The sequence below is a fragment of the Azohydromonas lata genome, from assembly GCF_034427735.1.
GTDB classification, from domain to species: domain Bacteria; phylum Pseudomonadota; class Gammaproteobacteria; order Burkholderiales; family Burkholderiaceae_C; genus Azohydromonas; species Azohydromonas lata.
Map to the genome: position 1 here is coordinate 15,598 of NZ_JAXOJX010000084.1, position 12,105 is coordinate 27,702.

The 12,105-nt window shown below is 70.8% G+C and carries 10 protein-coding genes; 8 read left to right on the forward strand and 2 right to left on the reverse strand.

The window, feature by feature from the left end; all coding sequences use genetic code 11:
- Positions 1-9: 9 nt before the first annotated feature.
- Positions 10-969 (reverse strand): LysR family transcriptional regulator, encoded by a 960-nt coding sequence (locus SM757_RS30035; RefSeq protein WP_322468151.1) that lies wholly within the window; start codon positions 967-969, stop codon positions 10-12.
- Between the two features lie 221 nt (positions 970-1,190).
- Here SM757_RS30035 and gcl point away from each other — a divergent pair, with 221 nt between their 5' ends.
- The 4 genes from gcl to SM757_RS30055 all read left to right on the forward strand — a co-directional run bounded on the left by gcl (position 1,191) and on the right by SM757_RS30055 (position 6,499).
- Positions 1,191-2,987 (forward strand): glyoxylate carboligase, encoded by a 1,797-nt coding sequence (gene gcl / locus SM757_RS30040; RefSeq protein ID WP_322468152.1) that lies wholly within the window; start codon positions 1,191-1,193, stop codon positions 2,985-2,987.
- A 285-nt stretch (positions 2,988-3,272) separates the two neighbouring features.
- Entirely contained in the window at positions 3,273-4,052 is a 780-nt protein-coding gene (gene hyi, locus SM757_RS30045) for a hydroxypyruvate isomerase (protein WP_322468153.1), read from the forward strand.
- Between the two features lie 30 nt (positions 4,053-4,082).
- On the forward strand, positions 4,083-4,988 hold the full coding sequence (gene glxR / locus SM757_RS30050) for a 2-hydroxy-3-oxopropionate reductase (protein WP_066341232.1): 906 nt from the start codon (positions 4,083-4,085) through the stop codon (positions 4,986-4,988).
- Positions 4,989-5,215: 227 nt separating this feature from the next.
- Positions 5,216-6,499 carry a glycerate kinase type-2 family protein gene (locus SM757_RS30055; RefSeq protein WP_322468154.1) on the forward strand — a complete coding sequence of 428 codons (1,284 nt, stop codon included), beginning with the start codon at positions 5,216-5,218 and terminating at the stop codon, positions 6,497-6,499.
- 42 nt (positions 6,500-6,541) lie between these two features.
- Here the strand turns inward: SM757_RS30055 and SM757_RS30060 are convergent, their stop codons facing one another.
- On the reverse strand, positions 6,542-7,564 hold the full coding sequence (locus SM757_RS30060) for a LacI family DNA-binding transcriptional regulator (RefSeq protein WP_322468155.1): 1,023 nt from the start codon (positions 7,562-7,564) through the stop codon (positions 6,542-6,544).
- Positions 7,565-7,745: 181 nt separating this feature from the next.
- Between SM757_RS30060 and SM757_RS30065 the strand changes: the two genes are divergently transcribed.
- From SM757_RS30065 to SM757_RS30080, 4 genes are all read left to right on the forward strand, one after another.
- Positions 7,746-8,894: an L-talarate/galactarate dehydratase gene (locus SM757_RS30065; RefSeq protein WP_066341225.1), complete on the forward strand. Its 1,149-nt coding sequence runs from the start codon at positions 7,746-7,748 to the stop codon at positions 8,892-8,894.
- A 69-nt stretch (positions 8,895-8,963) separates the two neighbouring features.
- On the forward strand, positions 8,964-9,977 hold the full coding sequence (locus tag SM757_RS30070; RefSeq protein ID WP_084267816.1) for a Bug family tripartite tricarboxylate transporter substrate binding protein: 1,014 nt from the start codon (positions 8,964-8,966) through the stop codon (positions 9,975-9,977).
- A gap of 1 nt (position 9,978) precedes the next feature.
- Entirely contained in the window at positions 9,979-10,956 is a 978-nt protein-coding gene (locus SM757_RS30075; RefSeq protein ID WP_322468156.1) for a 2-hydroxyacid dehydrogenase, read from the forward strand.
- Positions 10,957-10,979: 23 nt separating this feature from the next.
- On the forward strand, positions 10,980-11,942 hold the full coding sequence (locus tag SM757_RS30080; protein ID WP_322468157.1) for a Bug family tripartite tricarboxylate transporter substrate binding protein: 963 nt from the start codon (positions 10,980-10,982) through the stop codon (positions 11,940-11,942).
- Positions 11,943-12,105: the final 163 nt, after the last annotated feature.

The window sequence follows — 12,105 nt, forward strand, 5'->3', positions numbered from 1 at the left end:
GGGCAGCCCTCACGCCGGCGGATGCGCCTGGGCCGGCCCAGCCGCCGGGGCCGGCTCCTGCTCCAGGTTCTTCTCCCACCAGCGCTCGCCCAATTGCGCCTGCAACCAGTTCACGAAGACCTGCACCTTGCCCGGCAGCAGCTTGGGCGACGGATACACCGCGTGCAGCTCCTGGCTGGGCAGCGACAGCGTGGGCAGCACGGGCACCAGCGCGCCCTCGTTGAGCGAGACGCGCGCCACGTAGTGCGGCAGCACCGCCAGCCCCATGCCCGCACGGCAGGCGGAGAGCACGGCTGAGAGGTTGTTGGAGCGCAGCGGCCCCTTCACCGGCACGGTCTGTATCCGGCCGTCCGGCAAGGTGAAGCTCCAGCGCTCGTCGCCCTGCACGCTGCTGTAGACCAAGCAGGGGTGGGCGGCCACGGCCTCGGCGCTGTCGGGCGTGCCGTGCGCCTGCAGGTAGGCCGGCGAGGCCGCCAGCAGCCAGGGGTTGAGGCCCAGGAAGCGCGCGCCCAAGGTGGAGTCGGCCAGGCGGCCCATGCGCAGCGCCACGTCCACGCCTTGCTCCACGAGGTTGACGTAGCGGTCATCGAAGCTCAGGTCCACCGACATGTCCGGGTGCTCGCGCATGAAGCGCAGCACCAGCGGCGTCATGACGCGCCGGCCGAAGGCCACCGAGGTGCTGATGCGCAACTGCCCGCCCACGCGGCTTTGCAGCAGCAGCGCGAGGTTGTCCGCCTCCTCCAGCTCCTGCGCGATGCGCTTGCACTTGTCGTAGTAGAGCGCGCCCACCTCGGTGGGCGTGACGCCGCGCGTGCTGCGGTAGAGCAGCCGCGCGCCCAGGCGCGCCTCCAGCGCCGCCACGTGCTTGGTGGCCGTGGGCTGCGTGAGCCCCATGTCGGCGCTGGCCTTGCTGAAGCTGCCCGTCTCCACGACGCGGATGAATAGTTGTAGGCCCTGCACTCTGTCCATGCGGGCACTGTAGCCAGCACAGGCCCATTCATTCCTGCACGGAATGCACAACTGCGATGACCGGCGGTTGCAACTGCAAGCCGCGGCAACGCGGCCCTCAGGGTCTGCCCCAGGCCATGCGCCGGTGGAATAGCTCATATCCGCCGGCTTGGATTCCGCGCCGGGCCGCCCGCACCGACCATCACGCCAACGGTTTTTGATCGACCTTGAAGGAGACCAAGATGGCCAAGATGAAGGCGGCGATGGCCGCGGTGCTGGTGATGGAGAAGGAAGGCATCAGCCAGGCGTTTGGCGTGCCCGGCGCGGCCATCAATCCGCTGTACGCGGCGCTGCGCGAGCGCGGCTCCATCGGCCACGTGCTGGCCCGCCACGTGGAGGCGGCCTCGCACATGGCCGAGGGCTACACCCGGGCCCGCGCGGGCAACATCGGCGTGTGCATCGGCACCTCCGGCCCCGCGGGCACGGACATGATCACGGGCCTGTACTCGGCCGGCGCAGATTCCATTCCCATCCTGTGCATCACGGGCCAGGCGCCGCGGGCGCGCCTGTACAAGGAGGACTTCCAGGCCGTGGACATCGAGTCCATCGCCAAGCCCGTCACCAAGTGGGCCGTGACGGTGCGCGAGCCCGCGCAGGTGCCGCGCGCGTTCCAGCAGGCCTTCCACCTCATGCGCTCCGGCCGCCCGGGCCCGGTGCTGATCGACCTGCCGTTCGACGTGCAGATGGCCGAGATCGAGTTCGACATCGACACCTACGAGCCGCTGCCCTCCTACAAGCCCGCCGCGACGCGCAAGCAGGTCAACAAGGCGCTGGACATGCTGCTGGCCAGCGAGAAGCCGCTGATCGTGGCCGGCGGCGGCATCATCAACGCCGACGCCAGCGACTTGCTGGTCGAGCTGGCCGAGACGCTGGGCGTGCCGGTGATCCCCACGCTCATGGGCTGGGGCTCCATCCCCGACGACCACCCGCTCATGGCCGGCATGGTGGGCCTGCAGACCAGCCACCGCTATGGCAACGCCACCATGCTGGCCAGCGATTTCGTCCTGGGTATCGGCAACCGCTGGGCCAACCGGCACACGGGCTCGGTCGATGTCTATACGAAGGGCCGCACCTTCGTGCACGTGGACATCGAGCCCACGCAGATCGGCCGCGTGTTCATGCCGGACCTGGGCATCGTCTCGGACGCCAAGGCCGCGCTGGAGCTGTTCGTCCAGGTGGCGCGCGAGCGCAAGGCCGCGGGCACGCTCAAGTCGTATGAGGACTGGGCCTTCCGCTGCGCCGAGCGCAAGCGCCTGATGCACCGCAAGAGCCACTACGAGCAGACGCCCATCAAGCCCATGCGCGTGTACGAGGAGATGAACGCCGCCTTCCCGCGCGACACGGTGTACGTCTCCACCATCGGCCTGTCACAGATCGCCGGCGCGCAGTTCCTGCACGTGTACGGCCCGCGCCAGTGGATCAACTGCGGCCAGGCCGGCCCGCTGGGCTGGACCATCCCCGCTGCGCTGGGCGTGGTGGCGGCGGACCCGACGCGCACCGTGGTGGGCCTGTCCGGGGACTACGACTTCCAGTTCCTGATCGAGGAGCTGGCCGTGGGTGCGCAGTTCCGGCTGCCCTACGTGCAGGTGCTGGTCAACAACTCCTACCTGGGCCTGATCCGCCAGTCCCAGCGCGGCTTCGACATGGACTTCTGCGTGCAGCTCTCGTTCGAGAACCAGAACATGCCGGAAGACGCGGGCGAGCTGCGCGGCTACGGCGTGGACCACGTGGCCGTGGTCGAGGGCCTGGGCTGCAAGGCGCTGCGCGTGACCGACCCCGAGAAGATCGGCGAGACGCTGAAGCAGGCCCACGCCCTGGCGCGCCAGCACCGCGTGCCGGTGGTGGTGGAGTGCATCCTGGAGCGGGTGACCAACATCGCCATGGGCACCGAGATCAACAACGTCAACGAGTTCGAGTCCATCGACTGCCGCCACCCCGAGGGCACCCAGGGGCTGGAACTGGCGGGGCTGCTGGAGTAAGGCGCCACTCGCTACAACCGTCGCCGATAGCGACGACGGTTCCCTACTGTTCCGTCATGCCCGCGAAGGCGGGCATCCAGGCGGCCCCACGCCGCAGCGTGAGGGACGGCGCAGGCAGCACGAGGCCGCAAAAGCGCGTGCTGCCTGCCCATCGGCTGCCAGCCGGCTTGGGGGCCGCCTGGATTCCCGCCTTCGCGGGAATGACGAATCTCTTCTGACGGCCTGCGCCACTGGCACTCAAGGCACTCGCCACGCAAGCCCAGGAACACGCAACGGACCAAGACCATGCCCACCTTCGCCGCCAATCTGACCATGCTCTTCACGGAGGTCCCTTTCCTGGACCGCTTCGAGCGCGCCGCGCGCGCCGGCTTCAAGGCCGTGGAGTTCCTGTTCCCCTATGACCATGAGCCGCAGGCGATCCGCGAGCAGCTCGACACCCACGGCCTGACCCTGGTGCTGCACAACCTGCCCGCGGGCGATTGGGCCGCGGGCGAGCGCGGCATTGCCTGCCACCCCGACCGCGTGCAGGAGTTCCGCGACGGCGTGGGCCGCGCCGTGCGCTACGCCAAGGCGCTGGGCGTGGGCCAGCTCAACTGCCTGGCCGGCAAGGCGCCCGCCGGTGTCGATGCCGCCACGCTGCGCCGCACCTTCGTGGAGAACCTGCGCTTCGCCGCGAAGGAACTCGAAGCGGCCGACATCAACTTGCTGATCGAGCCCATCAACCCCTTCGACATTCCCGGCTTCTACCTGACCACCAGCGCCCAGGCGATCGGCATCCTGGACGAGGTGGGCGCGGCCAACGCCTTCCTGCAGTACGACATCTACCACGCGCAGCGCGTGGAAGGCGAGATCGCCGCGACGCTGCAGAAGCTGCTGCCGCGCATCGCCCACATCCAGCTCGCCGACAACCCGGGCCGCAACGAGCCCGGCACGGGCGAGCTCAACTGGCCCTTCCTGTTCCAGCACATCGACCGCCTGGGCTACGAGGGCCACATCGGCTGCGAATACAAGCCGGCCACCACCACCGAAGCGGGCCTGGCCTGGATGCAGCGCCTTGCCCGCTGAAGCGACCACCAAAACCAAGGAGAAACGACCATGACCACTTCCCCCTTGAAACTCGGCTTCATCGGCCTGGGCATCATGGGTGCGCCCATGTGCGGCCACCTTATCAAGGCCGGGCATCAGCTCTTCGTCCACACCGTGGGCAAGGTGCCGGACGCCATCGCGGAAACGTCGGCCACCGTGTGCACCAGCGCGCGCGGCGTGGCCGAGCGCGCGGACATCGTCTTCATCATGGTCCCGGACACGCCCGACGTGGAGGCGGTGCTGTTCGAGGAGAAGGGCGTGGCGTCCGGCCTCACCGCCGGCAAGGTGGTGGTGGACATGAGCAGCATCTGCCCCATCCGCACCAAGGATTTTGCCAAGCGCATCAACGCCATAGGCGCCGATTACCTGGACGCGCCGGTTTCCGGCGGCGAGGTGGGCGCCAAGGCCGCGTCGCTGACCATCATGGTCGGCGGCCCCGATGCGGCGTTCGAGCGCGTGAAACCGCTGTTCGAGCTGATGGGCAAGAACATCACGCTGGTGGGCGGCAACGGCGACGGGCAGACCACCAAGGTGGCCAACCAGATCATCGTGGCGCTGAACATCGCCGCCGTGGGCGAGGCGCTGGTGTTCGCCAGCAAGGCCGGCGCCGACCCGGCGCGCGTGCGCCAGGCCCTCATGGGCGGCTTCGCCAGCAGCCGCGTGCTGGAGGTGCACGGCGAGCGCATGATCAAGCGCACCTTCGACCCGGGCTTCCGCATCGCCCTGCACCAGAAGGACTTGAGCCTCGCCCTGCAAGGCGCCCGCACCCTGGGCGTGGCGCTGCCCAACACCGCCAGCACGGCGCAGCTCATGCAAGGTTGCGCGGCCAACGGCATGGCCGGGCTGGACCACTCCGCCGTGGTGCGCGCGCTGGAGCTGCTGGCCGGGCACGAGGTGGCGAAGAAGGAGGGCTGAAGGCCCGCCATCGCCGTCACCTCCCTGGCGCGCAATGACGGCACCGGCCGCAAGCCGCAACGCCGTCATCCCGGCGAAGGCCGGGATCCACGCGCGCCGTGGCGGTGGCCTGGCCGGTGCCGGCCCGCTTCAATGCCGGCCAGCGAGACCCCCGGTGATCGTGGATCCCGGCCTGCGCCGGGATGACGACTCTTTTTCTTCGGCCGACGTGGCCGCAAGGACCGTTCATGAACGACCCCCGCGCCTTCCTGCGCTCCCTCTTCGACGCCGCCGTGTCCCGCGCGCTGCCGGCGGAGAACATCGCCGCGCACCTGCCCTCGCCGCCGCGCGGGCGCACGCTGGTGCTGGGCGCGGGCAAGGCCGGCGGCGCCATGGCCGCGGCGGTGGACGCGCTGTGGCCGGCCGATGCGCCGCTCTCCGGCCTCGTCGTCACCCGCTACGGCCACGTGCCGCCGGCCTACGCCGCGCGGCGCGGCCGCATCGAGGTCGTGGAAGCGGCCCACCCGGTGCCTGACGCCGCAGGCCTGGCGGCCACGCGGCGCATCGTGGAGCTCACCCGCGGCCTCACCGCCGACGACCTGGTGATCTGCCTCATCTCCGGCGGCGGCTCGGCCTTGCTGAGCCTGCCCGCCAAAGGCCTGACGCTGCAAGACAAGCAGTCCGTCAACAAGGCGCTGCTGCGCAGCGGCGCGGCCATCGACGAGATGAACTGCGTGCGAAAGCACCTCTCCGCCGTCAAGGGCGGCCGCCTGGCCGCGATGTGCGCGCCCGCGCGCGTGCTCACCCTCACCATCTCCGACGTGCCCGGCGACGACCCCGCCATCATCGCCAGCGGCCCGACGGTGGGCGACGCCACGACCTGCGCCGACGCGCTGGCCATCCTGCGCCGCTACGGCATCGACATTCCCCCCGCCGCGCGGGCCGGCCTGGAAAGCGGCGCGTTCGAGACGCCCGCGCCGGGTGACCCCTGCTTCGACGGCCACGAGCTGCGCATGATCGCCACGCCGCGCCAGAGCCTGGAGGCCGCCGCCCGGCTGGCGCGCTCGCGCGGCGTGGCCGCCCGCATCCTGGCCGACGACATGGAAGGCGAGAGCCGCGAGGTCGGCAAGGTGCACGCCGCCCTGGCGCGCGCCGTGGCCCGCCACGGCGAGCCGTTCACCAGCCCCTGCGTCATCCTCTCCGGCGGCGAGACCACGGTGACGGTGCGGCACAAGGGCGGCCGGGGCGGGCGGGCCACGGAATTCCTGCTGGGCTGCGCGCTGGCGCTGCAGGCCGAGCGCGGCATCTACGTGCTGGCAGCGGACACCGACGGCATAGACGGCATGGAGGACAACGCCGGCGCCATCGTCACCCCCGACACCCTGGCGCGCGCGGCGGCCCTGGGCCTGAAGCCCGCGGATTTCCTCGACCGCAACGACGCCTATTCCTTCTTCGCCGCGCTGGACGATCTGGTGAGCCCCGGGCCCACCTTCACCAACGTCAACGACTTCCGGGCACTGCTGGTGCTGTGACGGCGCGCCGCCGCCGCCGCCCTCGTCGTCGCGCTGGGCCGGTCAGCCCGGCGCGGGCGCCGCGGCGGCCGTGGATGCGCGCTCGACGATGCGAAAGCCCAGGTCCACCACGCGCTGCGGGACGGCTTCCCCGCGGCAGCGCGCCAGCAGCAGCTCGGCCGCCTTGAGGCCTATGGCGGCGCCATCCACGCGCACCGTGGTCAGCGCGGGCTCCAGGTGGGCCGCGAAGTCCGCGTCGCCAAAGCCGCACACCGCCAGGTCCTGCGGCACGCGCAGCCCGCGCGCCAGCGCCTCCACCAGCACGCCCTGCGCCATCTGGTCGGAGCTGCAGTAGACGGCCCGCAGCCCGGCGTCTTGCGCGAGCAGCTCGCCCAACGCGCGGCGGCCCGCCTCCAGCGTGCTGGGCGCCTTGACCACGGCCGTGGGCACGTCGCGGCCCAGCGTGGCGATGAAACCCTCGCGCCGCACCGCCGCGCGCTGGTCGTCGCCCGTGGCCATGCCCAGCCGGGTCCAGCCCTTGGACAGGAAGTAGCCGGCGATGGCGCCGCCCACCTTCAGGTGCGAGAAGCCCACCACCATGTCCACCGGGTGGTCGGTGAGGTCCCAGGTCTCCACCACCGGAATGCCCGCCTGCCGCAGCCGCTCGCGCGAGGTCTGCGAGGCGACCAGCCCGCCCATCACCAGCGCGTCCGGCCGGCGGCTGAGCATGGTGCCCAGCAGCGTGTCCTCGCGCGCCCGGTCGTAGCCGGTCTGGCCCAGGATGAGCTGGTAGCCGGCCTGCTCCAGCGCGTCGGTCAGCGCCTGCACCGTCGGCAGGAACTGCGCCACCGAGATGTTGGGCACCAGCGCCGCCACCATCAGGCTGCGCTTGGACTTGAGCCCGCCGGCCAGCAGGTTGGGGATGTAGCCCGTGGCCGCCACCGCCTGCTGCACGCGCTCGATCGTGGCCTTGGACACCAGCGCCGGGTTGCCCAGCGCGCGCGAAGCCGTGATCAGCGAGACGCCCGCCTCGCGCGCCACGTCGTGCAGCGTGACGGTCTTCCTGGGAGTGGGCGAGGTGGGCATGGGCGGCAAGTCGGTGCGGAAGCGCCATTGTCCAACAGGCCCGTGGGGTCGCTTGACGTGTCAAATGACAACGTTATCATTCGTGCCATCCCAGCCGTCGCCGACAACGACGTTTTTTTGATGCATGAATGACAACGTTGTCATTCATGGTGCCTTAGCACAAACCACCCAGGACTTCGACATGACGACCGCCACCCCGGCCAGCACCGACCGCATCGAATGGCTGCGCATTTCCTCGTGCTACTTGCCGCTGGCTACGCCCATCAGCGATGCCAAGGTGCTCACCGGGCGCCAGAAGCCGATGACGGAGGTCGCCATGCTGTTTGCCGAGGTACGCACGGCCGGCGGGCACGAGGGCCTGGGCTTCAGCTATTCCAAGCGCGCCGGCGGGCCGGGGCAGTTCGCGCACGCCAAGGAGATTGCCCCGGCGTTGTTGGGCGAGGACCCGAGCGACATCGCCAAGCTGTGGAACAAGCTGTGCTGGGCCGGCGCCTCGGTGGGGCGCAGCGGCCTGTCCACGCAGGCGCTGGGCGCCTTCGACGTGGCGCTGTACGACCTCAAGGCCCGTCGCGCGGGGCTGTCGCTGGCCAAGCTGCTGGGCGCCTACCGCGATTCCGTGCAGTGCTACAACACGTCGGGCGGCTTCCTGCACACGCCGCTGGAGCAGTTGCTGGTCAATGCCGCGGCTTCGGTGGAGCGGGGCATAGGCGGCATCAAGCTCAAGGTGGGACAGCCCGACCGGGCCCTGGACATCCAGCGGGTGGAGGCCGTGCGCAAGCACCTGGGCGACCACGTGCCGCTGATGGTGGACGCCAACCAGCAGTGGGACCGGCCCACCGCGCAGCGCATGTGCCGCGTCTTCGAGCAGTTCAACCTGGTATGGATCGAGGAGCCGCTGGACGCCTACGACCATGAGGGCCACGCCGCGCTGGCCGCGCAGTTCGACACCCCGATCGCCACCGGCGAGATGCTCACCAGCGCCGCCGAGCACGGCGAGCTCATACGCCACCGCGCCGCCGACTACCTCATGCCCGACGCGCCCCGCGTGGGCGGGATCACGCCCTTCTTGAAGATCGCCGCGCAGGCCGAAGCCGCCGGGCTGATGCTGGGCCCGCACTTCGCGATGGAGTTGCACGTGCACCTGGCCGCGGCCTACCCGAGCGAGCCCTGGGTGGAGCACTTCGACTGGCTGGAGCCGCTGTTCAACGAGCGGCTGGAGATCAAGGACGGCCGCATGTTGGTGCCCACGCGGCCCGGCCTGGGCGTGAGCCTGAGCGGGCAGGCCCGCGCCTGGACCCGCGAGGCCGCGGAATTCGGCCGCCGTTCGTAACCCGGCCCCGCCTGGCAAGCGCCAGGCGCCGCTTGCTTCGCACGACACATCACCACAAGGAGACAAACCATGCACAGCTTCACCCGCTCGCGCCGCCGCCTGTTCGGCATGGCCGCCGCCGTCCTGGTGGCCGCCGCCGGGGGCCCCGGGGCCGTTCTGGCGGCCGAGCCCGCCAGCGCCCATTTCGCCGGCAAGACCGTCAAAATCGTCGTCCCCAACGCGGCCGGCGGCACCTCCGACGTCCTGGCGCGCATGATCGCGCCCAAGCTGGCCGAGCAGTTGGGGGCCACCGTGGTGGTCGAGAACAAGGCCGGCGCCACCGGCAACCTCGGTGCCGATTTCGTTGCCAAGGCACCGGCCGACGGGCTGACGCTGCTGCTGACCGACATCGGCTCGCTGGCCATCGCGCCCAGCGTCTTCGCGCAACTGCCCTTCGACCCGGTCAAGGACTTCGCCCCGGTGGCCCTCGTGGCCTACTCGCCGCACCTGCTGGTGGTCAGCCCGCAGTTGCCGGTCAAGGACGTGCGCGAGCTCGTCAGCCTCGCCAAGGCCAAGCCCGGCAGCGTCAACTTCGCGATCTCGGGCACGGGCGGCGCCAACCACCTGGCCGGCATCGAGTTCGCGCTGCGCACCGGCCTTGCGTGGTCCTACATCCCCTACAAGGGCGGCGCGCAGGCGCTCAACGACGTTGCCGCCGGCCAGGCCGACGTGCTGTTCAACGGCATGGTGGCCACCTTGCCGCTGGTGCAGGGCGGCAAGCTCAAGGCGCTGGCGGTGTCCAGCGCCAAGCGCTTCTCGGCGGCGCCGGGCGTGCCCACCGTGGCCGAGGCCGCCGGCCTGCCCGGGTTTGAGACCGGCTCCTACCAGGGCATTGCGGCACCGGCGGGCACGCCGCCCGCGGTGGTGGCCACGCTGCACGCCGCGGTGACCCGGATTCTCGCGACCCAGGAGGTGCAGGCCCGCCTGGCCAAGATGGGGGCCGAGCTGCGGCCAGGCTCGCCGGCCGAGTTCGGCGCCTTCATCCGCAGCGAGAAGGATCGCTGGGCGCGCGTGGTCAAGGAATCCGGCGCGAAGTTCGACTGAGATGGACGCCTTGAACGCCAAGCCGGGGGCGCGCCCCCGCGTGCTCAACGTGGGCCGCATCGCGGCGGCGCTGCTGGAGCGGCTCGCGCAGGACCACGACGTGACGGACCTGGCCGGCGAGCGCGACCTCGCGGCCCGGCTGCAGTGCGAGGCCGCGTCGTTCCAGGCCCTGGTGACGTCGGCGCCCGTGGGCGTGGACGCCGCCATGATGGCGGCGCTGCCGGGCCTGCAAGTCATCTCCAGCTTCGGGGTGGGGCTCGATCGCATCGACCTCGCGGCCGCGCGCGGGCGCGGCATCCAGGTGGGCTACACACCGCATGTCCTTGACGACTGCGTGGCCGATACGGCGATGGGGCTGGTGCTCGATGCCGCCCGCGGCCTGAGCGCGGCCGACCGCTACGTGCGCGCCGGGCGCTGGCCCGGCGGGCCTTTCCCGACCATGCGCAAGGTCAGCGGCGCGCGCCTGGGCATCGTCGGCATGGGGCGCATCGGCCAGCAGATCGCCGCGCGGGCCGCGGGCTTTCGCATGGAGGTGGCCTACCACGCGCGGCAGCCCGTGAGCGGGCTGGCGCTGCGGCACGAGCCTTCGCTGCATGCGCTGGCGCGTTGGGCCGACTTCCTGGTGCTGGCGCTGCCCGGCGGCGCGGCGACGCGCCACATCGTCGATGCCGCCGTGCTGGACGCGCTCGGCCCCCAAGGTTTCCTGGTCAACATCGCCCGCGGCAGCGTGGTGGATGAGCAGGCGCTGGTGGAGGCCCTGGCCAGCGGCCGCATCGCCGGTGCCGGGCTGGACGTGTACGAGCACGAACCGCAGGTGCCCGCTCGGCTGCTGCAGCTGGACAACGTGGTGCTGCTGCCCCACGTCGGCAGCAATACCCGCGAAACGAGGGCCGCCATGGCCGATCTCGTGGTGCGCAACCTGCGCGCCTTTTTCGAACAGGGACAAGTCGTCTGCAGGGCGGACCCGCCTGCGGCGTGAAGCCCCCATTGAGGAGACCAACCATGAAAACGCTGCTGATCGCCTGTGGCCTGGGCCTTGCCCTGGTGGCGGGTGCCCAGGCCCAGGCCTGGCCGAACAAGCCGGTGACCCTGGTGGTGCCGTTCCCGCCCGGGGGCTCCACCGACATGATCGCCCGCACCCTGGGCGCCAAGCTGCAGGAAAAGCTGGGGGCCACCTTCGTCGTGGACAACAAGCCCGGTGCCGGCGGCACGCTGGGCGCCGCCGCGGCCAGGCGCGCGGCGCCGGACGGCTACACGCTGCTGGTGTCCTCGCTGGGGCCGTTCGTGATCGGCCCGCACCTGATCAAGACCCCGGGCTACGACCCGCTCAAGAATTTCGACTACGTCACGGTGGCGGTGCAGACGCCCAACGTGCTGGCCGTGCCCGCCAACTCGCCCTACAAGTCCGTGGCGGACGTGCTGGCCTTCCTGAAGGCGCACCCCGGCAAGATGTCCTTTGCCTCCGCGGGCAACGGCACCAGCGACCACCTCACCGCCGAGCTGTTCTGGCAGCAGACCGGCACCGCGGCCACGCACGTGCCCTACAAGGGCGGCGCGCTGGTGATCAACGACCTGATAGGCGGGCAGGTCGATGCGACCTTCATGAACATCAACACCGGCCTGCCCAACTTCAAGGCCGGCAAGCTCAAGCCCCTGGCCATCACCAGCACCCAGCGCTCGCCGCTGTTGCCGGACGTGCCCACGCTGGAGGAGCTGGGCATCAAGGGCGTGGTGGTCAACGCCTGGCAGGCGGTAGCCGCGCCCAAGGGGCTGCCGGCCGACGTCAAGGCCAGGCTGCACGGCGCACTGGTGGCCGCGCTCAACGACGCGCAGGTCAAGCCCCGGCTGCAGGAGCTGGGCTTCGAGATCGTGGCCAACACGCCGGAGCAGTTCACCGCCTTCCAGGCCGCCGAGTTCCTGCGCTGGAAGAAGGTCATCGAGACCGGAAAGATCACCGCCGACTGAAGTCCGGCCTACGTGGTGCCCGCCGTGCCGGCGGGCTCACGCCATCCAAGAATTGAGCCCATGCAACCCCTGACCATCAAGATGGACGAGCGCGACAACGTCGCCATCGTCGCCAACGACGGCGGCCTGCCCGCCGGCACCGTGCTGCCTGAGCCCGCCGGCT

What these genes read in the sequence shown, in the direction of transcription:
- SM757_RS30035 (WP_322468151.1), bottom strand. Translation starts at nt 969, where the DNA reads ATGGACAGAGTGCAGGGCCTACAACTATTCATCCGCGTCGTGGAGACG.
- gcl (WP_322468152.1), top strand. Translation starts at nt 1,191, where the DNA reads ATGGCCAAGATGAAGGCGGCGATGGCCGCGGTGCTGGTGATGGAGAAG.
- hyi (WP_322468153.1), top strand. Translation starts at nt 3,273, where the DNA reads ATGCCCACCTTCGCCGCCAATCTGACCATGCTCTTCACGGAGGTCCCT.
- glxR (WP_066341232.1), top strand. Translation starts at nt 4,083, where the DNA reads ATGACCACTTCCCCCTTGAAACTCGGCTTCATCGGCCTGGGCATCATG.
- SM757_RS30055 (WP_322468154.1), top strand. Translation starts at nt 5,216, where the DNA reads ATGAACGACCCCCGCGCCTTCCTGCGCTCCCTCTTCGACGCCGCCGTG.
- SM757_RS30060 (WP_322468155.1), bottom strand. Translation starts at nt 7,564, where the DNA reads ATGCCCACCTCGCCCACTCCCAGGAAGACCGTCACGCTGCACGACGTG.
- SM757_RS30065 (WP_066341225.1), top strand. Translation starts at nt 7,746, where the DNA reads ATGACGACCGCCACCCCGGCCAGCACCGACCGCATCGAATGGCTGCGC.
- SM757_RS30070 (WP_084267816.1), top strand. Translation starts at nt 8,964, where the DNA reads ATGCACAGCTTCACCCGCTCGCGCCGCCGCCTGTTCGGCATGGCCGCC.
- SM757_RS30075 (WP_322468156.1), top strand. Translation starts at nt 9,979, where the DNA reads ATGGACGCCTTGAACGCCAAGCCGGGGGCGCGCCCCCGCGTGCTCAAC.
- SM757_RS30080 (WP_322468157.1), top strand. Translation starts at nt 10,980, where the DNA reads ATGAAAACGCTGCTGATCGCCTGTGGCCTGGGCCTTGCCCTGGTGGCG.